The sequence below is a fragment of the Streptomyces sp. NPDC058274 genome, assembly GCF_042881375.1.
In the GTDB taxonomy this organism is placed as follows: Bacteria; Actinomycetota; Actinomycetes; order Streptomycetales; family Streptomycetaceae; genus Streptomyces.
This window is the reverse complement of record NZ_JBHVXW010000004.1, coordinates 354,965-379,442: the sequence shown is the minus strand read 5'-3', so window position 1 is coordinate 379,442 and position 24,478 is coordinate 354,965. Positions and strand designations below refer to the sequence as shown.

Annotated in this window: 15 protein-coding genes and 1 tRNA gene; 9 read left to right on the top strand and 7 right to left on the bottom strand. The window is 70.9% G+C overall.

Annotated features, from left to right (window positions below; genetic code table 11):
• Positions 1-14: 14 nt before the first annotated feature.
• The 3 genes from mfd to ACFVYF_RS11535 form a co-directional block, all read right to left on the bottom strand.
• Positions 15-3,557 (bottom strand): transcription-repair coupling factor, encoded by a 3,543-nt coding sequence (gene mfd, locus ACFVYF_RS11545; RefSeq protein WP_389454446.1) that lies wholly within the window; start codon positions 3,555-3,557, stop codon positions 15-17.
• A 633-nt stretch (positions 3,558-4,190) separates the two neighbouring features.
• A complete protein-coding gene (locus ACFVYF_RS11540) occupies positions 4,191-6,755 on the bottom strand; it encodes an ABC transporter permease (RefSeq protein WP_389454443.1) in 2,565 nt (854 codons plus the stop codon).
• Positions 6,752-7,540 (bottom strand): ABC transporter ATP-binding protein, encoded by a 789-nt coding sequence (locus ACFVYF_RS11535; RefSeq protein ID WP_389454440.1) that lies wholly within the window; start codon positions 7,538-7,540, stop codon positions 6,752-6,754. Before ACFVYF_RS11535 ends, ACFVYF_RS11540 begins: the two co-directional genes overlap by 4 nt.
• 524 nt (positions 7,541-8,064) lie before the next feature.
• Between ACFVYF_RS11535 and ACFVYF_RS11530 the strand changes: the two genes are divergently transcribed.
• The 3 genes from ACFVYF_RS11530 to ACFVYF_RS11520 all read left to right on the top strand — a co-directional run bounded on the left by ACFVYF_RS11530 (position 8,065) and on the right by ACFVYF_RS11520 (position 11,974).
• Positions 8,065-9,621 carry an MFS transporter gene (locus ACFVYF_RS11530; protein WP_389454437.1) on the top strand — a complete coding sequence of 519 codons (1,557 nt, stop codon included), beginning with the start codon at positions 8,065-8,067 and terminating at the stop codon, positions 9,619-9,621.
• 269 nt (positions 9,622-9,890) lie between these two features.
• Entirely contained in the window at positions 9,891-10,352 is a 462-nt protein-coding gene (locus ACFVYF_RS11525) for a DUF485 domain-containing protein (RefSeq protein WP_389454435.1), read from the top strand.
• Positions 10,349-11,974, top strand: a complete 1,626-nt coding sequence (locus ACFVYF_RS11520) for a cation acetate symporter (protein ID WP_389454432.1) — start codon at positions 10,349-10,351, stop codon at positions 11,972-11,974. The genes ACFVYF_RS11525 and ACFVYF_RS11520 overlap by 4 nt, the downstream gene beginning before the upstream one ends.
• Positions 11,975-12,173: 199 nt before the next feature.
• Here the strand turns inward: ACFVYF_RS11520 and ACFVYF_RS11515 are convergent, their stop codons facing one another.
• From ACFVYF_RS11515 to ACFVYF_RS11505, 3 genes are all read right to left on the bottom strand, one after another.
• On the bottom strand, positions 12,174-13,058 hold the full coding sequence (locus tag ACFVYF_RS11515; RefSeq protein ID WP_389454430.1) for a DivIVA domain-containing protein: 885 nt from the start codon (positions 13,056-13,058) through the stop codon (positions 12,174-12,176).
• A 197-nt stretch (positions 13,059-13,255) separates the two neighbouring features.
• The gene (locus ACFVYF_RS11510) at positions 13,256-16,681 is read right to left on the bottom strand and encodes an SUKH-4 family immunity protein (RefSeq protein ID WP_389454428.1); all 3,426 of its coding nucleotides are present in this window, start codon (positions 16,679-16,681) and stop codon (positions 13,256-13,258) included.
• A gap of 7 nt (positions 16,682-16,688) precedes the next feature.
• On the bottom strand, positions 16,689-17,675 hold the full coding sequence (locus ACFVYF_RS11505) for an SMI1/KNR4 family protein (protein ID WP_389454425.1): 987 nt from the start codon (positions 17,673-17,675) through the stop codon (positions 16,689-16,691).
• A 247-nt stretch (positions 17,676-17,922) separates the two neighbouring features.
• On the opposite strand from ACFVYF_RS11505, the gene ACFVYF_RS11500 reads away from it, so the two are divergent.
• Positions 17,923-18,435: a YwqJ-related putative deaminase gene (locus tag ACFVYF_RS11500; protein ID WP_389454422.1), complete on the top strand. Its 513-nt coding sequence runs from the start codon at positions 17,923-17,925 to the stop codon at positions 18,433-18,435.
• Positions 18,436-18,557: 122 nt separating this feature from the next.
• A complete protein-coding gene (locus ACFVYF_RS11495) occupies positions 18,558-19,052 on the top strand; it encodes an SUKH-3 domain-containing protein (protein WP_389454420.1) in 495 nt (164 codons plus the stop codon).
• Positions 19,053-19,264: 212 nt separating this feature from the next.
• Here the strand turns inward: ACFVYF_RS11495 and ACFVYF_RS11490 are convergent, their stop codons facing one another.
• Positions 19,265-20,581: a sensor histidine kinase gene (locus ACFVYF_RS11490; protein ID WP_389454417.1), complete on the bottom strand. Its 1,317-nt coding sequence runs from the start codon at positions 20,579-20,581 to the stop codon at positions 19,265-19,267.
• 167 nt (positions 20,582-20,748) lie between these two features.
• Here ACFVYF_RS11490 and ACFVYF_RS11485 point away from each other — a divergent pair, with 167 nt between their 5' ends.
• From ACFVYF_RS11485 to ACFVYF_RS11470, 4 genes are all read left to right on the top strand, one after another.
• On the top strand, positions 20,749-21,621 hold the full coding sequence (locus ACFVYF_RS11485) for a hypothetical protein (protein WP_389454413.1): 873 nt from the start codon (positions 20,749-20,751) through the stop codon (positions 21,619-21,621).
• A gap of 11 nt (positions 21,622-21,632) precedes the next feature.
• Positions 21,633-21,703, top strand: a tRNA-Gln gene (locus ACFVYF_RS11480).
• Between the two features lie 113 nt (positions 21,704-21,816).
• The gene (gene glmU, locus ACFVYF_RS11475; RefSeq protein WP_389454723.1) at positions 21,817-23,265 is read left to right on the top strand and encodes a bifunctional UDP-N-acetylglucosamine diphosphorylase/glucosamine-1-phosphate N-acetyltransferase GlmU; all 1,449 of its coding nucleotides are present in this window, start codon (positions 21,817-21,819) and stop codon (positions 23,263-23,265) included.
• Between the two features lie 108 nt (positions 23,266-23,373).
• A complete protein-coding gene (locus ACFVYF_RS11470; protein WP_389454410.1) occupies positions 23,374-24,348 on the top strand; it encodes a ribose-phosphate diphosphokinase in 975 nt (324 codons plus the stop codon).
• The last annotated feature ends 130 nt before the right edge of the window (positions 24,349-24,478 follow it).

Sequence of the window (24,478 nt, the reverse complement as noted above, 5' to 3'; positions counted from 1 at the left end):
CGTCACAACCCCCGCTACGACCCCAGAATCGTCGCCAGGAACTCCCCGGTCCAGCCCAGCAACTCCCGTCCGACCAGCGGCTTTCCGCCGACCTTCGCCGTCTTCGGGCGGGGGACGAGGAGCTGGTGGGCGGTCGGCTTGATGACCGTTCCCGGGTGGAGCCGCTTCAGGCGCAGCTCCTGCGACTCGCGCAACTCCACCGGTGAGAAACGGATGTTGTTGCCCTGGAGGACGATGTCGCCGACACCGCACGCGCGGGCGAGCATGCGCAGAGCCGCGACCAGCAGCAGGTTCTCGACCGGCTCGGGCAACTTGCCGTAGCGGTCGACCAGTTCCTCGCGTACGGCCTTGATGTCCTCCTCCGTGTTGGCGGAGGCGATGGACCGGTAGGCCTGGAGGCGCAGCCGCTCGCCCGGCGCGTAGTCGTGCGGGACGTGCGCGTCGACCGGGAGCTCGATCTTGACCTCGAGCGCCGGCTCTTCCTCGACGCCGCCTTCGAGGGAGGCGCGGTAGTCCGCGACCGCCTCGCCGACCATGCGGACGTACAGATCGAAGCCGACGCCCGCGATGTGGCCCGACTGCTCGCCGCCCAGCAGGTTTCCCGCGCCGCGGATCTCCAGGTCCTTCATGGCCACGTACATGCCTGCGCCCATCTCGGTGTGCTGGGCGATGGTGGCGAGCCGTTCGTGCGCGGTCTCCGTGAGGGGCTTCTCCGGCGGGTAGAGGAAGTACGCGTAACCGCGCTCGCGGCCTCGGCCCACGCGGCCGCGCAGCTGATGCAGCTGGGAGAGACCGAAGTTGTCGCCGCGCTCCACGATCAGCGTGTTCGCGTTGGAGATGTCGATGCCGGACTCGACGATCGTCGTCGACACGAGGACGTCGAACCGCTTCTCCCAGAAGTCGACGACGACCTGCTCCAGGGCCTGCTCCCCCATCTGGCCGTGCGCCGTCGCGATGCGCGCCTCGGGGACGATCTCGCGCAGCCGCGCGGCCGCCCGGTCGATGGACTCGACCCGGTTGTGGATGTAGAAGACCTGTCCCTCACGGAGCAGTTCGCGGCGGACGGCCGCGCCGATCTGCTTCTCCTCGTACGGTCCGACGAAGGTCAGTACGGGGTGCCGCTCCTCGGGCGGGGTGGTGATCGTCGACATCTCGCGGATGCCCGTGACGGCCATTTCCAGGGTCCTGGGGATGGGGGTCGCGGACATCGTGAGGACGTCGACGTTCGCGCGGAGCTTCTTCAGCTGCTCCTTGTGCTCGACGCCGAAGCGCTGTTCCTCGTCGACGATGACCAGGCCCAGGTCCTTGAACTTGGTCTCGGAGGAGAAGAGCCGGTGGGTGCCGATGACGATGTCCACCGAGCCCTCGCGCAGCCCCTCCAGGACCGCCTTGGCCTCGGTGTCCGTCTGGAAGCGCGACAACGCCCTTACGTTCACCGGGAATTGGGCGTAGCGCTCGGAGAACGTGCCGAAGTGCTGCTGGACGAGCAGCGTCGTCGGGACGAGTACGGCCACCTGCTTGCCGTCCTGCACCGCCTTGAAGGCCGCGCGGACCGCGATCTCCGTCTTGCCGTATCCCACGTCGCCGCAGACGAGGCGGTCCATCGGGACCGTCTTCTCCATGTCCTCCTTGACCTCGGCGATGGTGGTGAGCTGGTCGGGCGTCTCCACGTACGGGAACGCGTCCTCCAGCTCGCGCTGCCACGGGGTGTCCGCGCCGAAGGCGTGTCCGGGGGCCGCCATCCGGGCCGAGTACAGCTTGATGAGGTCGGCGGCGATCTCCTTGACCGCCTTCTTGGCGCGCGCCTTCGTCTTCGTCCAGTCCGCGCCCCCCAGCCGGTGCAGGGTGGGCGCCTCCCCGCCGACGTACTTGGTGATCTGCTCCAGCTGGTCGGTGGGGATGTAGAGGCGGTCGCCGGGCTGGCCGCGCTTGGCGGGCGCGTACTCCACCACCAGGTACTCGCGGGTCGCGCCCTGGACCGTGCGCTGCACCATTTCGATGTAGCGGCCCACGCCGTGCTGCTCGTGGACGATGTAGTCGCCCGCTTCCAGGGTGAGCGGGTCGATGGTCTTGCGGCGGCGGGCCGGCATCCGGGCGCCGTCCTTGACCGCCGAGCGCTGTCCGGACAGGTCGGTCTCGGTGAGGACGGCGATCTTGAGCCGCGGGTCCACGAAGCCGTAGTCGATCGAGCCGCAGGCGACGTGGACGACGGAGGGACTGATGTCGGCCAGGTCCGAGTCGAGCCGGGCCGCGATGCCCTCGCCGCCGAGGACCTCCACGGTGCGGGCGGCCGGGCCGTGGCCCTCGGTGACGAACACCGTGCGCCAGCCGTCCGCGATCCAGCCCTTGGTGTCGGCGAGGGCGCGGGCGGTGTCGCCGCGGTAGGTCTCGGGCGCGTGCATGCCGAGCTTCAGGGTGTCGGCCTCTTCGACGGTCTCGTCCGTCTCGTCGGCCGCGAACGGCGACACCGACCACCACATCATGTCCAGCTCGCGGGCCCGCTCGCGGACGTCCGCGATGGACCAGAGCGAGGCCGCGTCGACGTCGATGGGGGCCTCCCCGCCGCCGGCGGTCGCCGCCCAGGACGCCTGGAGGAACTCCTGTGACGTCGCCACCAGGTCCGCGGCCCGCGTCCGCACCCGTTCCGGGTCGCATACGACGGCCATCGAACCCTTCGGCAGTACGTCGATCAGCAGCTCCATGTCGTCGACGAGGACGGGCGCGAGGGACTCCATGCCCTCCACGGCGATGCCCTCGGCGATCTTGCCGAGCAGTTCGCCCAGCTCCGGGTGCGCCTCGGCCAGGGCGGCGGCCCGCTCCCGTACGTCGTCCGTGAGCAGCAGCTCGCGGCAGGGGGGTGCCCACAGGCCGTGGTCGGCGACCTCCAGGGACCGCTGGTCGGCGACCTTGAAGTAACGGATCTCCTCGACGTCGTCGCCCCAGAACTCCACGCGGAGCGGGTGCTCCTCGGTCGGCGGGAAGACGTCCAGGATGCCGCCGCGGACCGCGAACTCGCCGCGCTTCTCGACGAGCTCGACCCGGGAGTACGCGGCTGCGGCGAGCGCTGAGACGATCTCGCCCAGGTCGGCGCTCTGGCCCGTGCGCAGCGCTACCGGCTCCAGGTCGCCGAGGCCCTTGACCTGCGGCTGGAGCACGGAGCGTACGGGGGCGACGACGACCGAGACCGGGCCGGTCTCCGGGTCGTCGGTGCGCGGGTGCGCCAGGCGGCGCAGCACGGCGAGGCGACGGCCCACGGTGTCGCTGCGTGGCGAGAGCCGCTCGTGGGGGAGCGTCTCCCAGGAGGGGTACTCCACGACTCCGTCGGCCGGCAGGAGGGTGCGCAGCGCGGCGGCCAGGTCCTCCGCCTCACGGCCCGTCGCCGTCACCGCGAGCACCGGGCGGCCGGACTCGCGCGCGAGGGCTGCCACGGCGAAGGGGCGGGCCGCGGGCGGGCCGACCAGGTCGACGTGCATCCGGTGACCGTCGGCTGCCGCCTTCACCGCTTGTGCGAGTGCGGCGTCCTTGACGACGGCGTCGAGCAGACCGTGCAGGCTCATGAAGGGCTTTCCCGTCCGGGGGTGGGCATCGCGAAGCGCCCGGCGCGAGTTTCTGGCCGGGGGCCTCCAGCGTACGTCGGTGGGCTCGACGGTGCCTCGACCTGTGGACAACGTGCTCCTGGCCCCGGGGCCCGCACGGGTTTCGGCTCGGTCTTCGGGTGCCCCCTGTCTTCGGGTGCCCCCTGTGTCTTCGGGTGCCCCCGGTCTTCGAGTGCCCCTTGTCCGGGGCTGGTGTCCCCAGGGGCTCCGCCCCCGGACCCCCGGTCGGCCTGGCGGCCTCGTCCTCAAACGCCGGACGGGCTGAAATCTCTCCCCGCCGGCGCCCGGAGATGCCGCCCTGCCCCAGCGTGGGGCAGGTCCCGGACAGGCTGAAAATCCCCCCGCCGGCGCCCGAAGGTGCCGCCCGGCCCCAGCGTGGGGCAGGTCCCAGACGGACTGAAAACCCCTCCCCACCGACGCCCGGAGGTCCCGCCCAGCCCCAGCGTGGGCAGATCCCGGACGGGCTGGATCACCCGGCTCGGGCTCGTACCGCAAAGACCGGCTCGGGCTCGTACCGCAAAAACCCGCCCGGGCCCGGAGAGCCGAAGCTCTCCGGGGCCGGGCTTCCTCCTCCGCGACCCCCGTACGCGGTGGCTAATCGGTGGCGATGGCGTTCAGGATGTTCATGCGGCCGGCGCGGAAGGCCGGGACGAGGGCGGCGAAGAGGCCTACGAAGGCCGAGCCGATGAAGACGCCGATGATGGTGGGCCAGGGGATGTCGAGGACCTTGAGGCCCTCCAGGGCGAGGAGCTTCTGGGCGGTGGCGCCCCAGCCCATGCCGAGGCCCAGGCCGAGCAGGGCGCCGAAGAGGGCGATGACGACGGACTCCATGCGGATCATGCGGCGGAGCTGGCGGCGGGAGAGGCCGATGGCGCGCATGAGGCCGATCTCGCGGGTGCGCTCGACCACGGAGAGGGCCAGGGTGTTCACCACACCGAGGACCGCCACGATGATCGCCAGGGCGAGGAGGCCGTAGACCATGTTCAGGAGCTGGCCGATCTGGTCCTTGAGCTCCTGCTTGAAGTCCGTCTGGTCGCGGACCTGGTACTGCGGGTACGGCTCCATGGACTTCTTCAGTGCCGCGTAGGCCTGCTTCTCCTGGCCCTTCCTGGCCTCGGCGAACATGATCTCGTTCGGCGGGATCTTGTCCGCGGGGACGTACCGCTCCATCGTCGCCAGGCTCAGGTAACGCGCGCCCTGGTCGATGGAGGTGTCGTCATCCGTGATGGCCGCGACCTTGAGCTCGGCCGTCTTCCCGTACTTGAAGGCGACCGTCATCGTGTCGCCGACCTTGACGTGATGCTTCGTCGCGTAGTCGGAACCGAGCGACATCGCGTTCTTGCCGTAGGCGGCGGACAGGTCACCGGCTGTCGTCTCGCGCCGGAGGTCGTCGGCGTACGAGGGGTCCGCGGCGGTCACCGAGGTGTCCTCGGTGACCCCGTCGGGGGCGGTCAGCTTGGCCTCGACGTCCTTGTAGCGCGTGACGTGGGCCAGGCCGGGCGTCGACTGCATGGCCTTCTCGGCCTGCGGCACGATGCGCTGATTGCCCTGGACGATGAAGTCCGCGCCGACCGTCTTGTCGAGCTCCTCGGTCGCCGAGGCCACCATGGAGGAGCCGACGACGGACAGGCAGGCGACCAGTGCGAGGCCGATCATCAGGGCCGCACCGGTGGCGCCCGTGCGCCGCGGGTTGCGCAGCGCGTTGCGCTCGGCCAGCCGGCCGACCGGACCGAAGGCCCGCAGCAGTACGGCGCTGAACGCCCGGACCACACCGCCCGCGAGCAGCGGGCCGATGATCACGAACCCGATGAGGGTCAGCACCACACCCGCGCCCAGGACCCGGGAGCCGTCGGCCGCCTTGTCCGCGGTGCCCGCCCAGTAGAGGGCGCCGCCGCCGACGACGGTGAGGACCAGCCCGATCAGGCCCCGTACGCGGCCGGCCCTGCCGTCCGCCGGGGTGCCGGCGTCGCGCAGCGCGGCCATGGGAGAGACCTTGCCCGCGCGGCGGGCGGGGAGGTAGGCGGCGAGGACGGTGACGATGATGCCGAGCGCCAGGCCGGCGACGGCGGTCGTCCACTTCACGGTCAGGTCGGCCGTCGACAGTTCCATGCCCATCGACGACATGAGCTTCATCAGACCGACGGCGAGGCCGACGCCCGCGCCGACACCGAGGACGGATCCGAACACGCCGAGCAGCAGCGCCTCGACCAGGACCGAGCGGTTGACCTGCCCGCGGGAGGAGCCGATGGCCCGCATCAGGCCGATCTCCCGGGTGCGCTGGGCGACCAGCATCGAGAAGGTGTTGATGATCAGGAAGATGCCGACCAGGAACGCGATCCCGGCGAAACCGAGCATGGCGTACTTGATGACCTTCATGAACGAGCCGACGCCCGAGCGGTTCTCGTCCGCGGTCTCCTTCTGCGTCTGCACCTTGTAGGTGCCGTCGAGGGAGGCGATGACGTTCTGCTTGAGGCGCGCGTCGCTGACACCGGTGGCGGCCGCGAGGTTGATGTGGGTGAACCGGCCCCTCTCGCCGATCAGTTCGCGCTGCGCGGTCGCGGTGTCGAAGTAGACGACGGCGGCACCGGGGTTGGTCACCTTGAAGGAGGCGACACCGACGATCCTCGCCTTGAAGTCACCGGTGACGGCGATGGTGCGCAGTTCGTCGCCGATCTTCAGGTGGTGCTTGTCGGCGGTGTCGGAGTCGACCATCACCTCGGTGGGCCCGCGCGGGGCGTGGCCCTGGGTGATCTCCATGGAACGCAGGTCGTTCTTCGTCCAGTTGCCGGCGATCGTCGGGGCGCCGGTGGTGGAGCCCATGTTCTTGTTGTCACTGTTGACGACGGTCACGTTCATCGAACTGACCGCGCCCTCGGCGGACTTGACGCCCTGTGCCTTCTTCGCCTGCGCCAGCACGGAGGCGGGCATCGACTCGGGCTTGCCGTTCTGCGGGGTGTCGTCGGTCTTGGCCGCCTTCGGGGAGACCGTGACGTCGGAGGAGGTGGCGGCGAAGAGCTTGTCGAACGTCGTGTTCATGGTGTCGGTGAACACCAGGGTGCCGCAGACGAACGCCACCGACAGGAGCACGGCGACGGCCGACAGGGCCATCCGCCCCTTGTGCGCGAAGAAGTTGCGCATCGAGGTCTTCAGGACGGTCATGACGTGCGCCCCCGGGCGTCGAAGTCCTTCATGCGGTCGAGGACCTGATCGGCCGTCGGCTGGTACATCTCGTCGACGATCCGGCCGTCCGCGAGATACAGCACCCGGTCCGAGTACGAGGCGGCCACCGGGTCGTGCGTGACGATCACGATGGTCTGGCCGAGCTCGTCGACGGAGCGGCGCAGGAAGCCCAGCACCTCGGCGCCGGCCCGGGAGTCGAGGTTTCCGGTCGGCTCGTCACCGAAGATGATCTCGGGGCGGGCGGCCAGGGCGCGGGCCACGGCTACGCGCTGCTGCTGGCCGCCGGAGAGCTCGGTCGGCCGGTGCTTGAGCCGGTCGGCGAGCCCGACCGTCTCCACGACCTGGCTCAGCCAGCCCTTGTCCGGCTTGCGCCCGGCGATGTCCATCGGCAGCGTGATGTTCTCTATCGCGTTCAGCGTCGGCAGCAGGTTGAACGCCTGGAAGATGAAGCCGATCCGGTCCCGGCGCAGCCGCGTGAGCTTCTTGTCCTTGAGGCCGGTGATCTCCGTCTCGTCCAGGTGGATCTGCCCGCTCGTCACGGTGTCGAGCCCGGCGAGGCAGTGCATCAGCGTGGACTTGCCGGACCCCGAGGGGCCCATGATCGCGGTGAACTGGCCCCGCGCGATGTCCACGTCGACGTGGTCGAGGGCGACGACCCGGGTCTCCCCGGACCCGTACGCCTTCACGACCTGCCGCGCTCGCGCGGCAACGGCCGTACGCCCTCCAGTGCCCCCGTGCCTGGGAATGGTCACAGCCGATGTCACGGTAAGTCTCCTATGTCGGTCAGCAGATGGTTCAGAGTGGTGCCGTACGCGGATCGCTCGCGGATGGTTCGCGGTGGTGCCGTACGTGGATCGGTCAGTGACTGATTCACGTGCCGTACGCGGATCGGTCAGCGGATGGTTCGCGGTTGTGCCGTACGTGGATCGGTCAGCGACTGATCCACGTGCCGTACGCGGATCAGTCTGGTCGCGGGAGGGGGTCCGGCGCGCTGGTGCTCAGCGCAGTCTTCTGCTGGGGAAAACCCCACCCCCGAAGGTGCGGTCCGTACGACCCGGCCCGGTCGCGGCCCGCTCCCCAGCGGCATAAAGCCAGGTTAAGGACGGGCCCGGCCCTTCTCGTCCTCCGTCGGTACGAGCCCTCCCCGGGCCGTAGTACGGAGAGACCCCTAGGGGCTGTCCACCCATCGGTGGATCCTTTCTCGGGGTCGCCTCCACCCTCGAGCCCCTTCAGCGTCCACCCTCCCGCGACGTGAGGGTCAAGTGGGAAGCTGTGGTGCGGCAGATAGATGCAGGGGGAAAGAATCAAGCCCCCAGGGCTGAGGGGGAGGCACCCGGTGGACAGCGCGACACCCGGTCTGCGAGCGGCGGCGACGGACCGCTCCCCGAGCCCCCGTTCACGCCGTGCCGTCGTCGCCGCCCTCATGCTGTGCATGGGCCTGGCGGCGCTCGACTCCACGATCGTGTCGACGGCCGTCCCGCAGATCGTCGGCGACCTCGGCGGTTTCTCCGTCTTCTCGTGGCTGTTCTCCGGCTATCTGCTCGCCGTGACGGTCACCCTGCCCGTCTACGGCAAGCTCTCCGACACCTTCGGCCGCAAGCCGGTCCTGATAGCTGGCTCGGTCCTGTTCCTGCTCGGCTCACTGCTCTGCGCGGGCGCCTGGAACATGGCCGCGCTGATCGCGTTCCGGATCGTCCAGGGCCTCGGCGGCGGTGCCCTACAGGGCACGGTCCAGACCCTCGCCGCCGATCTCTACCCGCTCGACCAACGGCCCAGGATCCAGGCCAGGTTGTCCACGGTCTGGGCCACCTCGGCGGTCGCGGGCCCGGCGCTCGGCGGGGTGCTCGCCGCGTACGCCGACTGGCGCTGGATCTTCCTCATCAACCTGCCGCTCGGCGCGGTCGCCCTCTGGCTGCTGGTCCGCCACCTCCACGAGCCCCGGCGTGCGAGGCTCGCACGCCCGCGCATCGACTGGGCGGGCGCGCTCACCGTCTTCGCCTGCGGCGGCATACTGCTGACCGCGCTGGTGCAGGGCGGCGTGGCCTGGCCCTGGCTCTCGGCACCCTCAACGGCCCTGTTCGGCACGGGACTCGCGCTGATCGCCACCCTCGTCCTCATCGAGCGCCGGGCCGCCGAACCGATCATCCCCGGCTGGGTCTGGCGCCGCCGCACCATCGCCGCCGTGAACCTGGCGCTGGGCGCGCTGGGCCTGCTGATGGTGGCCCCGACGGTCTTCCTCCCGACGTACGCGCAGTCGGTGCTCGGCCTCGCCCCGATCACCGCCGGATTCGTGCTCTCCGTATGGACGTTGAGCTGGCCGGTGTCGGCGGCCCTCAGCCAGCACGTCTACCGGCGGATCGGGTTCCGCAACACGGCGATGCTCGGCATCGGCACGGCCACCCTGATCCTGTTCGCCTTCCCCTTCCTCCCGTACCCCGGCGAGGCCTGGCAGCCCACTCTCCTCATGCTCCTGCTGGGCGGCGCGCTCGGTCTCTTCCAACTCCCCCTGCTCGTCGGCGTCCAGTCGACCGTCGGCTGGTCCGAGCGCGGCACGGCCACCGCGTCCGTACTCTTCTGCCGCCAGAGCGGCCAGACGATCGGCGCCGCGCTCTTCGGCGCGGTCGCCAACGGGGTGCTGGCCTCCCGGCTCGGCGGCGCGGGCGACCTGGACTCGGTCACGAAGGCCCTGGACTCGGGCACCCCGGGCGAGGAACTGCGCCGCGCGGTCGCGGCGGCCGTCCACTGGGTCTACTTCGGCGCGGCCTGCGCGGCCGGACTCGCCTTCCTGGTCCTGCTGTTGCTGGCCCCGCGCCGCTTCCCGGTGCTCGACACCCCCGGGGAGTGAACGGCACGCCCGCCTGACGGGTCCCTGGGTTCACCAAGGAAGTTCGGTGAGGCCCTCCTCACGCCCCAGTCACAACCGAAACACAGCAGACGCACAGCCACAGAGGGGTAAACGCGGGTAACACCGCAGGTCACCGCAGCAAGCGCGTACCGACCGATCAGTTTGGTGAAAGGGCTTCGCGCCCGCGCCGGCAACGCGTAGCGTGCCTCGCTCACCGCCCAGCTCCCTGCGGTCCGCCCCCGGACCCGAGCCGCGCAAGGAGATACGGGATGCCAGACGCGTTCTCGTCCCCCGAGTACCAACCGCCCCAGTACCAGCCGCGCCACCAGCAGTCCCCGCCCAACTCGTCCCCGCAATACGCCACTTACCCCTGGCAGCCGCCGGTCCCCGAGCCCGGCCACCGGCGCAGGCCGCGCCACCAGGCCCTCGGGCAGCACAGCGACATCCGTGTCCTGCGCAGCGCGTACCGCTGGCAGCGGCGCGTGGCCACCTTCACGGCGCTCGGCTACTTCACCCTCTTCCTCCTCCTCTCCGCGTTCGCGCCGTCCCTGATGACCAGCACCGTCTCCGGCGGACTGTCCACCGGGCTGCTGCTCGGCCTGCTCCAAGTGCCCGTCACCTGCCTGGCGATCTGGCTGTACGAGCACACGGCGCACCGGCGCGTCGACCCGATCGCCGACCGGATCCGCAAACAGTCCGAGCTGGACGCGAAGCGGGAGGCCGCGCGATGACCGGGTTCAGCAGTTCCGCCCAGGCCATGTCCCTGGTGGCCTTCACTGCCGTCGCCACCATCACGCTGCTGCTGTGCGTGATGACCGGCCCCGACCGCGACGACCTCGACGAGTTCTACACGGGGTACAGCTCGCTCTCCCCCCTGCGCAACGGCCTCGCCATCGCCGGGGACTACATCTCCGCCGCCACCGTGCTCGGCGCCAGCGGCATCATCGCGCTCGCCGGGTACGACGGTGTCGTCCTCGCCCTGAGCACCGCGCTGTCCCTGATGCTGCTGATGTTCCTGCTGGCCGAACCCCTGCGCAACGCGGGCCGGTTCACCATGGGGGACGCCCTCGCGCGACGGATGCCGGGGCGTGCGGTCCGGATGACCGCGTGCGGCGCGACCATCGCCGCGCTGCTGCCGCTGATGCTCGTCCAGCTCGCCGGCACGGGCGATCTCATGGCCTTCATCCTCGGCTTCTCCGGTGACTCACTGAAGACCGGCTGCGTCATCGGGCTCGGCGCCCTGATGATCAGCTACGCGGCGATCGGCGGGATGAAGGGCACCGCTCTCATCCAGATCATGAAGATCGTGATGCTGCTCGGCTCGGGTGCCGTGGTCGCCGTCCTCATCATGAACCGCTTCGACTGGAATCCGGGCGCCCTGCTCGACGCCGCCGCGAAGGGCAGCGGTGTCGGACCGGCCTTCCTGCGGTCGGGACTGCAGTTCTCCGGCGGCCCCAACCCCCGCCTGGACATGATCAGTTCGGAGCTGACCGTGGTACTCGGCGGCGCGTGTCTGCCGCACATCACCATGCGCATGTACACCGCGAACAGCGCCCGGCAGGTGCGCCGTTCGATGTCCTGGGCGGTGCCCGCCGTCGCCCTGTTCGTCCTGGTCCTGTCGGTCGTCGGTTTCGGCGCGACGGCGCTGATCGGCCGCGAGACGATCGCCGCCGCCGACCCCCAGGGCAACACGGCCTATCTGCTCGGCTCCCGGGCCGCGTTCGGGCCCGACGTCTCCACCGCCGAGACCCTGCTGTTCACGACGGTCACCACGGCCATCTTCCTGACGGTGCTCGCCTCGGTCGCCGGAATGATCCTGGCCTGCGCCAACTCCCTCGCCCACGACGTGTTCGCCGCGCGCGTCCAGGAGATGTCACCGCGCCGCGAGATGACCCTGGCCCGGGTATCGGCACTCGCGGTCGGCGTACCGGCGATCCTGCTCGCCACCCTCGTCCAGCACCACAGCCTGCAACCGCTGGTCACGCTGTCGTTCTGCCTGGGCGCCTCCGCGATAGCGCCCGCGCTGGTCTACAGCCTCTTCTGGCGCCGCTACACCCGGGCGGGCCTGCTGTGCACCCTCATCGGCGGCACGCTCACGGTCCTGGTCCTGATGACCGGCACCAACCTGGTCTCCGGCTCCCCCGTATCCGCCTTCCCCGAGGCCGACTTCAACTGGTTCCCCTTCACCACCACCGGCATCGTCTCCATCCCCCTGGGCTTCGCCTACGGCTGGCTCGGCACCGTGGCCTCCGGCCGCCGCAAGTCGGAGGAACAGCGACGCCAGTACGAGGCAGTGGAGGGCTGGATCCTCGCGGGCGCCGTACGCCGGGCCGAGGCGGGGCGGCCTCGCTGACGGAGCGGGGGCGGGGCCTCGCTGATGAGGCGGGGGCGCTGCCTCGCTGATGAGGCGGGGGCGGGCGGCCTCGCTGACAGGGCGCGGGCGGGGCGGGGATGTACCCCGTAGCCCTCGTCCCGGTCGCCGTCGAGGACTCGTTCGGCGGGCACCCGGCCGGCCCAAGCCGTCACCCGACGGTGGGCGCCCGCCGCGGGCGTCACTCCGCCGGCGCCCGGCCCGTCAGGGTCATGAGGCTGTCGCGTACGTGGTCCATCTGGGCGCGTACGTCGTCCCACTCCTCGCCGTGCTCCCGCAGTACGCGCTCGGTGTCGCGGGCGATGCGGTCCTCGCGGATCCGGGCCTCGGCGAGGAGTTCGGCGGCGCGCGCCTCGGCGTCCCGCTGGGACTGCCCGGTCGACTCCTCGGCCTCGGCCAGAGCGCGTTCGGCCTCGGCGAGGGCGGCCTCGGCGCGCCCCTCCCGCTCCTCGTGGTCCGCGTCGAGCGCCGCCGCCCGCTCGGCGGCCGCACGCTCGGCCTCCTCCCAGCGCTCGGCGTGCTCCTTCTCCTGATCGGCGAGGAGCACCTCCGCGCGCTGCCGCGTCTCGCGCAGCGCGGCCAGCGCCTCGCCGCGCCCCTCCTTCACCCCGCGGCGGGCGGAGATACGCAGGTCATCGGCCTCGGCGCGGGCGGCGAGCAGCCGGTGCCTGGCGCGTTCGTCGGCCTCGCCGAGCACTTCGTCGGCGTACGCCTGGGCCTCGTCCCGCAGGCGCCGGCCCGCCTCCTCGGCCTCGCCGACGATCCGCTGCGCCTCCCGGCGAGCGTTCTCCCGTACGCCGTCGGCCTCCTCCTGGGCGAGCGCGAACAGGTGCCGGGCGCTCTCACCGAGGGTCTCGTACGACTGCGGGGCGAGCTGGGCGACGGCCTCGCGCAGCCGCTCCGCGTCGGCCTCCATCTCCCTGGCCAGCACGGTCAGCCGGGCTGCGCGTTCCCAGGCGGCGTCACGGTCCTGGGAGAGCGCCTCGGCGTACGCGTCGACCTGCTCGGGACGGTAACCCCGCCGTACGGCCACGAAGTCGTGCGGCGACATCGATGCGCTGTTCATCCTGGAACCCCTCTCCGCCGGACACACACGAAATGACGAACGATTTCGCGCACATCTTGATGGATCACACAGAAGTGTTCATAACGCGACACTCCGCCCATCCATTGCGGTCGAGTTGCATAAGAAAAGGGGCGGGCCCGGTCATATAACCGGGTCCGCCCCTTGCGTGCGGTCCGCCGACGCTCAGCGCCGCGACGTCACAGCAGGCCGTCCCACATCTGCTCCAGCAGGACCGACCACCAGCTCTCCGGGGAGCCCAGGGCCGCCGGGTCGAGCGAGGCGAGCTGCGCCTGGAAGTCGACGGTCCAACGGCCCGCCTGCTCCTGGTTGAGCCCGAACCGCAGCCGCCACATCCGGCCGAGCAGCGCGAGACACCGCGCGAACTCGGGCAGCCCCGTGTTCACGAACTGCGGCGGCACCGGAGTGCCGCGCGGACCGGCCTCCACAGGCACGGCCACGATGTTCGCCGTGCCGTACTGCACACAGATCGCCTTGCCGAAGTCGCTGCCCATGACGAGGTACGAGCCCGCGTCCGACGCCGGCTGCACCCCTCGCTCCTGCGCCAGTTCCGCGAGTGTCGGCACGGGGCGGCCGGGCTGCGCCTGCGCCCAGAAGAACGGGCCCATGTCCACCGGGAGCCCGGCCACGACCAGCGTGTGCGCCACGATCGGCGGTACGCCCTGCCGGGAGACCGCCGCCTGGTCGAAGTGGAAGACCCCCGGCCCGAACGCCGCCGCCAGCTCCTGCGCGACACCCTCCGGCGGGATCGGCGGCGCGGGCTGCACCGGCGGGATCGGCGCCCGCGCCGGCGCGAGCCGGGCCGGACCGTCCGCGACCTGGTGCAACTCACCCTGGTGCGCGATGAGCTGGTGCATCCCCTGCTGACGGCTCGCATGGTCCGTGCCGTACGGGGCGATGCTGGTGATCCGCGCCTGCGGCCAGGTCTCCCGGATCATCCGCGCGCAGTACGCGCCCGGCAGCTCGCACGACTCCAGCTCCGTGTGCAGCTCCAGCACCTGCTGCGGCGGCACGTTCATCGCCCGCAGCTCGTGCAGGATCTGCCACTCCGGGTGCGGGGTGCCCGGCGCCGAACGCCGGATCAGCTGCTGCTCGGAACCGTCCTGCGCCCGAAAACGCAGCACGGCCTGATAACCGGGCCCCACCGTCGGCTGCCCACCCTGCGGGTAGCCGTACGCCGGAGGCTGCTGCCCCGGCATCGGCTGCCCGGGCATGGGCTGTCCCGGCATCGGCTGACCAGGCATGGGCTGCCCGCCCATCGGCTGCCCCGGCATGGGCTGCGGGGGCATCGGCTGCCCCGGCATCGGCTGAGGCGCGGCCGGGGGCATGCCGGGGGCTTGCGGCGGTGGGGGTACGCCGGGGCCGCCGACCGGGGGGCCGGCCAGCATGGTCGCGGCATGGTGCACGGGGGCGCCCGGGGCGCCTGGTGCGCCGGGCGCTCCGGGTGCACCAGGGGCGCCCGGGGGCCGGAGTGCGCCGGGTGCGCCCGGCGGTTGTGGAGCGCCGGGACCGCCGACTGCGGGGCCGGCCAGCATGGTCGCGGCGTAGTGGGCACCGCCCGGAGGCGTACTGCCAGGCGGATTGGGGGCGCCCGGAGGCGCCTGCGCGCCCGGCGCGGACGGCACACCCGGGGCGCCCGGCTGACCCGGTGCGCCGGGCGGACCCGGCGGCAGGGGAGCGCCGGGACCGCCGACTGCGGGACCGGCCAGCATGGTCGCGGCATGGTGGACGCCGCCCGGAGGCGTACTGCCAGGCGGATTGGGGGCGCCCGGAGGCGCCTGCGCGCCCGGCGCGGACGGCACACCCGGGGCGCCCGGCTGACCGGGAGCGCCCCCGGGGGCGCCGGGAGCCGCGGGCGCGCCAGGCGCACCCGGCCCCGCGAGTCCCTCGGGCCCGTCCGGGCCGAGCTGCGACACGAGTTGCGTCGGCACGTAACCACCCGCCGGCGTGCCCGGAGCACCGGGCCCGGACGGCGGCGGCGTACTGCCAGGACGCGCACCCGGCACCCCGGGGGCGCTCGGCGGAGGCGGCGCGCCCGCACCACTGCCTCGCGCGCCCCGCGGAGGCCGCTGCGCCTTGCTCGTCGCGGCGTCCGCGATGTCACCGGCGTTCGGCGGCAGCGGACGCCCGGGAGCGGCCGAACCGGCGGACGACTGCGGCGCACCGGGAGCGCCGGGAGCGTGCGGGTGTCCGTAGGACGGGTCACCCGGCGGAGGCGTGCCCTGCGGACCACCGGGAACGGGCGCCCCGGGAGGCGGAGTTCCAGGCGCCGCGCCCGGACCCTGCGGGTAGCCGTAGGAGGACGCACCGGCCGGAGGCGTACCGGGAGCACCCGGCGCCTGCGGGGTCCCCGCCGCACTCGGCGGATAGCCGTACGTCGGGCCGCCCGGCGCAGGCGTGCCCTGCGGACCGGGAGCCGGCGGCTGAGCGCCCGCGCCCTGCGCGCCAGGACCCTCCGCGCCAGGACCCTGCGGGGAACCGGACGGAGCCGAGGCGTCGGGGTCGTCCAGCGCGGGCGCCAGCGCCGTACGCGGAAGTTGGCTGCCGCCCGAGATCAGGGCGGTCTTCGCGTCCGGGGTCACCCCGGGCGGCGGCGTGGGCTCGTCGCCGAGGTCGGGCAGCTGCGGCGCGAACACGGTCGCCGGCAGCGGCACGGAACGGTCCTCGCCCGCCTCGGCGTTGGTGTCGGTCCCCGCCCAGGGCGTCGCCCCGGGAGGAGGTGCGGCCGACGGCACCCGGTCCCGCGGAGCCGCGTCCTGAGGCGGCGCGTCCTGCACATCGTCGGCCTCGCCGGCGGCGGCAGGCCACGGCGTGGCACCGCCGGGAGCGGCGGGCGCGCCGGCGCCGGAGGACCCCACGGGCACCCCCGCGCCGGAAGACCCGCCGGTCGCGCCGGCACCCGCGGACGCGGCGCTCACGCCCGCTCCCGAAGACGCAGCGTGCGCCCCCGGCGCGGACGGCACACCGTGCGCCCCCGCATCACCGCGCACGCCCGAATCCGCAGGCGCACCGGCCTCACCGCGCGCCCCCGAATCCACACCCGCAGCAGCACCCCCGCGCACACCGGAATCCGCAGGCGCACCAACACCGTCGCGCGCCCCCGCATCACGGAACGCACCCGGCGCACCGGCCCCCGAACCGCCACCCGCGGAAGCCCCGTTGGACCCGGCACCCACGCCGGCCCCATGAGACCTCCCGGCCCCGTCCGACGCACCCGCACGACGATCAGGAATACCCAGCTTGTCCGCCGCCTCCTGGAGCCACTCCGGCGGGCTCAACAGGAACGACGTCTGATTCAGATCCACCCGTGCCGCAGGCGCCGGCGCAGGCTCCGCGGCCGCGTCCGGCGCCCCGTACTCCTCCTCGTACCGGCGGATCACCTCACCCACCGGCAGACCCGGCCACAGCGTCGCCTCGCCACTGTCCCGCGCGATCACGAGCCGCTGCGCACCACCGTCCGAACGCGGACCCTCGGCACGGTCCTCCGCCCAGACCACGAACCCGAGATCGAACTCCCGCACCCGCACCTCACGATGCTGATACGAGGCCACATCCCCGTTGATCCACTCTTCCGCGCGCTCCTGCGCCTGCGCGAAGGTCACCATCGGACGTTCACTCCCCCACCGAAGAGACGGCCACGGCGTGCGCGAAGCCACCGTCCACCATCAGGTTCGCCACGGTCTCCAGCTCCGGCGGATTACCCGCGAGCCGGGACAGGAACTGGTCGAAGTCATCACCGCACGGCAGCAACAATCGCTGCACCCGCTCGGCCGGCGGCCACGCGTCCTGGTCACGGGCATCGTCGTACGCACAGAACCAGACCGACCCGATCCGGTCGCCCTTCACCTTCACGGCCAGCAGACCGCCCTGCACGAACCCGACACACAGATAGTCCTTGGTCAGATGGTCGCGCAGACACTTGTTGATGTACACGAGGTCATTGACCGCAGCCTCGTCCCGCACCGTGAACAGCGGCTGGTCCACCAGCAGACCCAGCTCCGCGTCGAGCGCGGCACCCACCGGCGCACAACCACCCGCCGCCTTCAGGAAAGACCGATAGGCACCCGGAAGCCGGTACCCCAAGTCCTCCTCCACACCGAGCACCTGCTGCTCGGTCACCGCCACCGACGCCTTCGGCAGCCCGAAATGCGCCGGACGCGTCTCCTGAAGCGGCCGCGTGCCCCGCTTGTCCTGGTCGACGGCCGCCGTGGCGAGACCACCGTGATGACGCAACAACGCCTTCACCTCGACCGGAACCAACTCCAGCCGCCGCGAACCCGGCACGTGATGCCACGTCCACCCGTGCGGCGTCGCCACCGGCGGAATCGTGTCCCACAGGTCATGCCCCGTGGCAGCGAGCGCGGCATTCGCGGACACATAGTCCGTCAGCCGCAACTCGTCGACCCCGAAACCCTCCGGAGGCTCCGCGATCTCCGCGGCTGCACGCGCATACGGCGAAAAGTCGGGAAACCCGTGCTCATCGATCCGCACACCCCTAGGGTGACGGGCGGCCCGGACCGGATCCGGGAAATGCACGACCTGCCCGGCGTAAGCCGCATTCGGCGGCGCGGCTTGCTGCCCGAGCCGACCTGTCGTCATGGCGGTTGCCCCCTGCGGCGTTCTGTATGGCGGTATGGATCGCGGATGTCGACAGCCTATGCGGTACGACGACACCGGTCACCGGGCCTCCAGTTCCGTGACCTGCCGTCACCCCGCAGTGACCGTGCGCCGAAGACCGGGCGTGTCGCGCCGCCCCAGCTTCCCCACCCGCCACGGCGTTTGGCAGTCTGTCTCTCCGCACCGGGGGACGGTCACATCAGTAGCCGCCACCGCGGGTTGGGAGGGGATGACAACCATGAACGCGACACAGACGAGCACGTCCGGGGACCCACGCGTCGGCTGGAGCAGCACCGGCACACCCGAGGCCCCCGACCTCCTCCACCGCCGCGACGGCATACTCCCCACCGTCGCCGCCGCCCTCTCCGTACGCGGCGCCACCCTCACCGGCACCGCCGCCCGCGGCGACCAGCCCCCCGCACTCCACCCCCTCGTCCAGGACTACCTGGACACCCTCGGCACCGCCCAGCGCGACCGCTTCACCGGCCGCTGCGCCGAAGCCATCCTCATCTCCCGCCACATCGCCTCCGTCGACGCCGCCCGCAGCAAACGCGCCGCACGCAAACCGATGACCAACGGCGAAGCCCGCAAAGCACTCAAGCAGGCCAAACTCACCACCCGCCGCATCCGCGAGGACGGCGACCCCCTGCACGGCAGCTTCGCCGCGCCCTGCCACTCCTGCACCGCACTCAGCGACCACTTCGGCGTACGCATCGTCGACCCCGGCGCCCAGGACGACTGAACTCCCCCACAGCACACGACACATCACCGGCACCGCCCCCACGCAGGGACACACCCCCCCCACCCCCGCGCACACACCACGGCGGCCACACCGGCCCACGGCACTCGACGAACGAAGGGCAGATGCACGCCGACCGCACCTCCACCACACGCTTCTCCGTCCCCGTGGACGCCGCACTGCGCGCCGCCGGATGGCAGCCTGGACGCTGGGACATAAAACAAGCCGAATACTGGGCCGACACCCTGCGCGGACACGTTTCCCCCGCCGGACACCGGCACACCGTGTTCCCCGCAGCCGTGGAAGCCTGGGCCGAATTCGGCGGCCTCCTCCTCACCGCACAAGGCCCCGGCCGCCGCATCGCCCCCGTCGCCCTGCACCTCGACCCCCTGCACGGCCTCCACATGGCCCGCACCCTCGGCGACCTCGGCCGCGCCCTCGACACCGAGGTCTGCCCCCTCGGCGAGGAAACCGACACCCGCGCCGCCCTCGCCATCGACACCGAAGGCCGCGTCTACACCCTCGACCACACCGGCGACTGGTACCTCGGCCCCGACATCGACCAAGGCCTCACCACCCTGCTGTCAGGCATCGAACCCGTACGCCTCACCGCCGCATAAACCCCCGGGCGACCAGCCCGCCGCACCGCGGCGGGCACCACACCCCCGGACCCCACTCGCCCGCCGCGCCCCGGCGAGCACCACACCCCCGGACCCCACATGCCCGCCGCGCCCCGGCGAGCACCACACCCCCACCCCGACACCCGGCGCGCGCCCCTGGGAAAAACCCAGGCGATACCCCAGCCACGCCGCCCCCAGCAGCCGGAGAACCCTCAGCCACCCGCCGCCGGCAGCACCGCCGACACCCGGAAACCCCCCGCATCCGTCGGACCGGACACGAACACGCCCCCCAGCGCCGTCACCCGCTCCTTCATCCCCAGCAGCCCGTTCCCACCGCTCGGCAGACCCGCCGACGACGCCGAACCCGGCTCCGGCGGCGGCTCGTTCTCCACCTGCATCGCGATCTCCGACGACCGATGCGCAAGCCGGACATACGTCTTCGCACCCACCGCATGCTTGTGCACGTTCGTCAACGCCTCCTGCACCACCCGGTACGCCGTCTGCTCCACCTCCGCCGCATACACACGCACCTCACCCTCCACCGACAGATCCACAACCATCCCCGCGGCCGCCGACTGCCCCACCAACTCCTCCAGCTCCGCCAGAGACGGGCCGTCCCCCACCTCGTCCACCACCCGCGACGCCGCCACCGCCGCAGCCACCCCCACCGCCGCCAACGGCACCACCGAACTCGCCCCCACCCGCGCCGCCTCGCCCGTACGCAGCACACCCAGCATCTCGCGCAGCTCCGTCAACGCCTGCCGGCCCATGTCCCCCACCAGCGCCGCGTTCCGCACCGCCTTCTCGGGATCCTTCCGCGCCACCGCCTGCAGAGCCGCCGCATGCACCACCATCAGACTCACCCGATGCGCCACCACGTCATGCATCTCACGCGCGATCCGCGTCCGCTCCTCATTACGCGCCCACTCCGCGCGCTCCTCCGCACGCTCCGCGAGCAACTGCAACTCCCGCTCCAGCGAATCCGCCCGCTCCCGCAGACTCTCCATCAGCCGACGCCGCGCCCCCACATACAGACCCAGCAGCACCGGAGGAGCCGTCATCCCCAGCGACGTCGTGATGGAAAGAAACGGAACGAACCAGTCACCTATCGTCAGATCGCCGCGCACCACATCCTGATGCGCCCGCACGAACGTCACGATCAGCGTCCCCACCAGGGACATCCCCGCCAGCGCCCCGATGATCCGCCGCGGCAGCTCGGACGCCGCGAGCGTATAGAGCCCGACAACCCCCATCAGAAAACCCATCTGGGCCGGCGTGATGGCGATCGACACCAGCACGACCGCGATCGGCCACTTCCGCCGCAACACCAGCACGGAACCGGCGACAAGCCCGAACACCATCCCCGCCGCGACCGGCACACCCGCGTCCCGCGCGAACGGAAAACCCTCCGCCGCGCACTCGATCGCCGACGCCAGCGCCAGACACGCGTCCAGCACCGCACTGCGCCACCTCGCCCACCACCACGGCCCTCTCCCGGCCGCGGTGTGGTCTTCCCCCGTCGTGGTCATGCCTCCAGCCTACGGGCGCCGGCCGCCCGTTTTCCGGTGAGTTTCGGGGACTGGCCTACACCACACTCCGTAATCGAACAGAAGCGAAACCTGCCGGTATCCCTCGAACTGCTGATTCGCTCACCGTTCGAACCCGGACGCCCCCATTCCGCCGCGAGGGTATGCCTATGGCACACGCACCCAGCAAATACGCCGACTTCGAAGGACTACGGGAACGGGCGGTGGCATTACGACGGGCGGGGCTCAGCCGGCGCCAGATCCGCGACCGGCTCCAGGTCGACAACAACGACATCCTCAACCGCCTCCTCGACGGCGAACCGGCCCCGGAGTGGACGAAGCGCCCCAACGCGAAGGACGACCTCCGCGACCGGGCCCGCGAGCTGCGGCTCCAGGGCTGGACCTACGACCGGATCCAGCTGGAACTGGGCTGCTCGAAGGGCTCGATCTCCCTGTGGGTCCGGGACCTGCCCAAGCCGGAGCGACGGGATCCGTCCGAGCAGGCGAGACTTGCCGGACGGAAGCGGTGGGAGCACGAACTGGCAGTACGGGACGAGGAGCGGCAGCGTGCGAAAGCCGCCGCCGCCGCGGAGATCGGCGACCTGTCCGACCGCGAGCTGTTCCTCCTGGGGGTCGGCCTGTACTGGGCCGAAGGCGCCAAGGACAAGTCGTACGACCGTCGCGAGAAGGTCACCTTCGTCAACAGCGACCCCGGCATGATCGAGGTCTTCCTGCGCTGGCTCGACCTGCTCGGAGTGGAGCGGGACCGCCTCCGCTACTCCGTCATGATCCACGAGAACGCCGACGTCGCGGGCGCCGAACAGTACTGGGCGAACCTCGTCGAAGCCGAACCCTCCGCCTTCTACAAGACGACGCTCAAAAAGCACAATCCCAAGACGGTCCGCAAGAACGTGGGCGCGGCCTATCACGGGTGCCTGGCGGTCAATGTCCGCCAGAGCGCCGACCTCTACCGTCGCATCGAAGGCGCTTGGTACGGCATAGTGTTGTCCGCGCGCGAAGCCGATCAGCGGAATCGGACATAACGCGTAGACCATCCCGGGTCGTCTAATGGCAGGACAAATGGTTTTGGTCCATTGAATGAGGGTTCGATTCCTTCCCCGGGAGCTGTGCGCGAGCGGGCCCTGACAGTCAAGTCAGGGCCCGCTCTCATGTCCCCCCTGATACGCCCCGGTATCCTGCGGATGTCCACCCCGCCATCAGTAGCCGAAGGGCATCCCGTGAGCGCCAACCGCCCGGCAGCCGTCGTCGTCCTCGCAGCGGGTGAGGGCACCCGTATGAAGTCGGCCACACCGAAGGTCCTGCACGAACTCTGCGGTCGCTCGCTGGTGGGTCATGTACTCGCCGCCGCGCGCGAGTTGGAGCCCCGGAATCTGGTCGTCGTCGTGGGTCACGCCCGCGAGAAGGTCACTGAGCATCTCGGCGGGATCGATCCGGATGTCCGTACGGCCGTGCAGGCCGAGCAGAACGGGACCGGGCACGCCGTGCGCATGGGCCTGGAGGAGTTGGGCGGCCGGGTCGAGGGGACCGTCGTCGTGGTGTGCGGGGACACTCCGCTGCTGCGGGGGGAGACCCTCACGCGGCTGGCGGCCACGCACAGCGAGGACGGCAACGCGGTCACGGTGCTGACCGCCGAGGTTCCGGACGCGACGGGCTACGGCCGGATCGTGCGGGACGAGGCCAGCGGCGCGGTGACGGCGATCGTCGAGCACAAGGACGCGAGTGTGTCGCAGCGCGCGATCCGGGAGATCAACTCCGGGGTGTTCGCGTTCGACGGGCAGTTGCTGGCGGATGCGCTGGGCAAGGTGCGTACGGACAACAGTCAGGGTGAGGAGTACCTGACTGATGTGCTCGGGATTCTGCGGGAGGCGGGGCATCGGGTCGGGGCGTCGGTGGCGGCGGATCACCGGGAGATCGCGGGGATCAACAACCGTGTGCAGTTGGCCGAGGCGCGCCGGATTCTGAATGACCGGTTGCTGGAGCGGGCGATGCTGGCGGGTGTGACGGTGGTTGATCCGGCGTCGACGTGGGTGGATGTGTCGGTGACGTTCGAGCAGGACGCGGTCGTGCATCCGGGGACGCAGTTGGAGGGGCGTTCGCATCTGGGTGCGGGTGCGGAGGTGGGGCCCAATTCGCGGTTGCGGGATACGCGGGTGGGTGCGGGTGCCCGGGTGGACAACACGGTGGCGGATGGCGCCGAGGTGGGTCCGCAGGCGAGTGTGGGGCCGTATGCGTATTTGCGTCCGGGGACGCGGCTTGGTCTGAAGGCCAAGGTGGGGACGTATGTGGAGACGAAGAACGCGTCGATCGGTGAGGGTACGAAGGTGCCGCATCTGTCGTATGTGGGGGATGCGACGATCGGTGAGTACTCGAACATCGGTGCCGCGAGCGTGTTTGTGAACTATGACGGGCAGGACAAGCACCACACGACGGTGGGTTCTCACTGTCGTACGGGTTCGGACAACATGTTTGTGGCGCCTGTCACGGTCGGGGACGGCGCGTACACGGCGGCGGGCTCGGTGATTACGAAGGATGTGCCGCCCGGTTCGTTGGCTGTGGCCCGTGGCCAGCAGCGGAATATCGAGGGCTGGGTGGCTCGTAAGCGTCCGGGGAGCGCGGCTGCGAAGGCGGCGGAGGTTGCTTCTCGGGAGCCGGAGGGCGAAGCCTGACCGGATTCAGGTGCGTCTGACACGGCGTACCGTGATAAGTGCACATCGACACCCCCAGCTGATACCACCTCGCATGACCAGCTGAGAGACCTCTGAGGAGACAGTGCTGTGACCGGGATCAAGACGACCGGCGAGAAGAAGATGATGTTCTTCTCCGGCCGCGCCCACCCCGAGCTTGCTGAGGAGGTCGCCCACAAGCTGGGGGTCGGGGTAGTCCCGACGAAGGCCTTCGACTTCGCGAACGGTGAGATCTATATCCGTTATCAGGAGTCGGCGCGTGGTGCGGACTGCTTTTTGATGCAGAGCCATACGGCTCCGATCAACAAGTGGATCATGGAGCAGTTGATCATGATCGATGCGCTGAAGCGGGCGTCCGCTCGGAGCATCACGGTGATCGTGCCGTTCTATGGTTACGCGCGGCAGGACAAGAAGCACCGGGGGCGTGAACCGATTTCGGCGCGTCTGATCGCGGATCTGATGAAGACGGCGGGTGCGCACCGGATTCTGACGGTGGATCTGCACACGGATCAGATCCAGGGCTTCTTCGACGGTCCGGTGGATCATCTCTTCGCGCTGCCGATCCTGGCGGACTACGTGGGGGCGAAGGTCGACCGGAGCAAGCTGACGGTGGTGTCTCCGGACGCCGGCCGGGTGCGGGTGGCGGACCGTTGGTGCGACCGGCTGGACGCGCCGCTGGCGATCGTGCACAAGCGTCGTGACAAGGACGTCGCCCATCAGGTCACCGTGCATGAGGTGGTCGGTGATGTCGAGGGCCGGGTGTGTGTCCTGGTGGACGACATGATCGACACGGGTGGCACCATCTGTGCGGCGGCGGACGCGCTGTTCGCGCACGGTGCGGAGGATGTCATCGTGACGGCGACGCACGGTGTGCTGTCGGGTCCGGCGGCGGACCGGTTGAAGAATTCGAAGGTGAGTGAGTTCGTGTTCACGGACACGCTGCCGACGCCGGGTGAGCTGGAGCTGGACAAGATCACGGTGCTGTCGATCGCGCCGACGATCGCGAACGCGGTGCGTGAGGTCTTCGAGGACGGTTCGGTGACGAGCCTGTTCGAGGAGCAGTAAAGATCCTTTTGGGTGTGGCCTTCCTGCCGAGTAGACTGCTGAAGTTGCTCGGCGAGGGAGGCCGCACTTTTTTGTGTGGTGCTCCGTTATCGACGCGCTCTTCGTAGCAGGCCGTTCGTGGCCGGGTGAC

Bases quoted from the DNA above. Each gene is read 5' to 3' on its own strand.
- ACFVYF_RS11515 (WP_389454430.1), bottom strand. From the start codon at position 13,058: ATGAACAGCGCATCGATGTCGCCGCACGACTTCGTGGCCGTACGGCGG.
- ACFVYF_RS11485 (WP_389454413.1), top strand. From the start codon at position 20,749: ATGGCACACGCACCCAGCAAATACGCCGACTTCGAAGGACTACGGGAA.
- ACFVYF_RS11490 (WP_389454417.1), bottom strand. From the start codon at position 20,581: ATGACCACGACGGGGGAAGACCACACCGCGGCCGGGAGAGGGCCGTGG.
- ACFVYF_RS11520 (WP_389454432.1), top strand. From the start codon at position 10,349: ATGACCGGGTTCAGCAGTTCCGCCCAGGCCATGTCCCTGGTGGCCTTC.
- ACFVYF_RS11530 (WP_389454437.1), top strand. From the start codon at position 8,065: ATGCAGGGGGAAAGAATCAAGCCCCCAGGGCTGAGGGGGAGGCACCCG.
- ACFVYF_RS11510 (WP_389454428.1), bottom strand. From the start codon at position 16,681: ATGGTGACCTTCGCGCAGGCGCAGGAGCGCGCGGAAGAGTGGATCAAC.
- ACFVYF_RS11495 (WP_389454420.1), top strand. From the start codon at position 18,558: ATGCACGCCGACCGCACCTCCACCACACGCTTCTCCGTCCCCGTGGAC.
- ACFVYF_RS11505 (WP_389454425.1), bottom strand. From the start codon at position 17,675: ATGACGACAGGTCGGCTCGGGCAGCAAGCCGCGCCGCCGAATGCGGCT.
- ACFVYF_RS11500 (WP_389454422.1), top strand. From the start codon at position 17,923: ATGACAACCATGAACGCGACACAGACGAGCACGTCCGGGGACCCACGC.
- ACFVYF_RS11525 (WP_389454435.1), top strand. From the start codon at position 9,891: ATGCCAGACGCGTTCTCGTCCCCCGAGTACCAACCGCCCCAGTACCAG.
- mfd (WP_389454446.1), bottom strand. From the start codon at position 3,557: ATGAGCCTGCACGGTCTGCTCGACGCCGTCGTCAAGGACGCCGCACTC.
- ACFVYF_RS11540 (WP_389454443.1), bottom strand. From the start codon at position 6,755: ATGACCGTCCTGAAGACCTCGATGCGCAACTTCTTCGCGCACAAGGGG.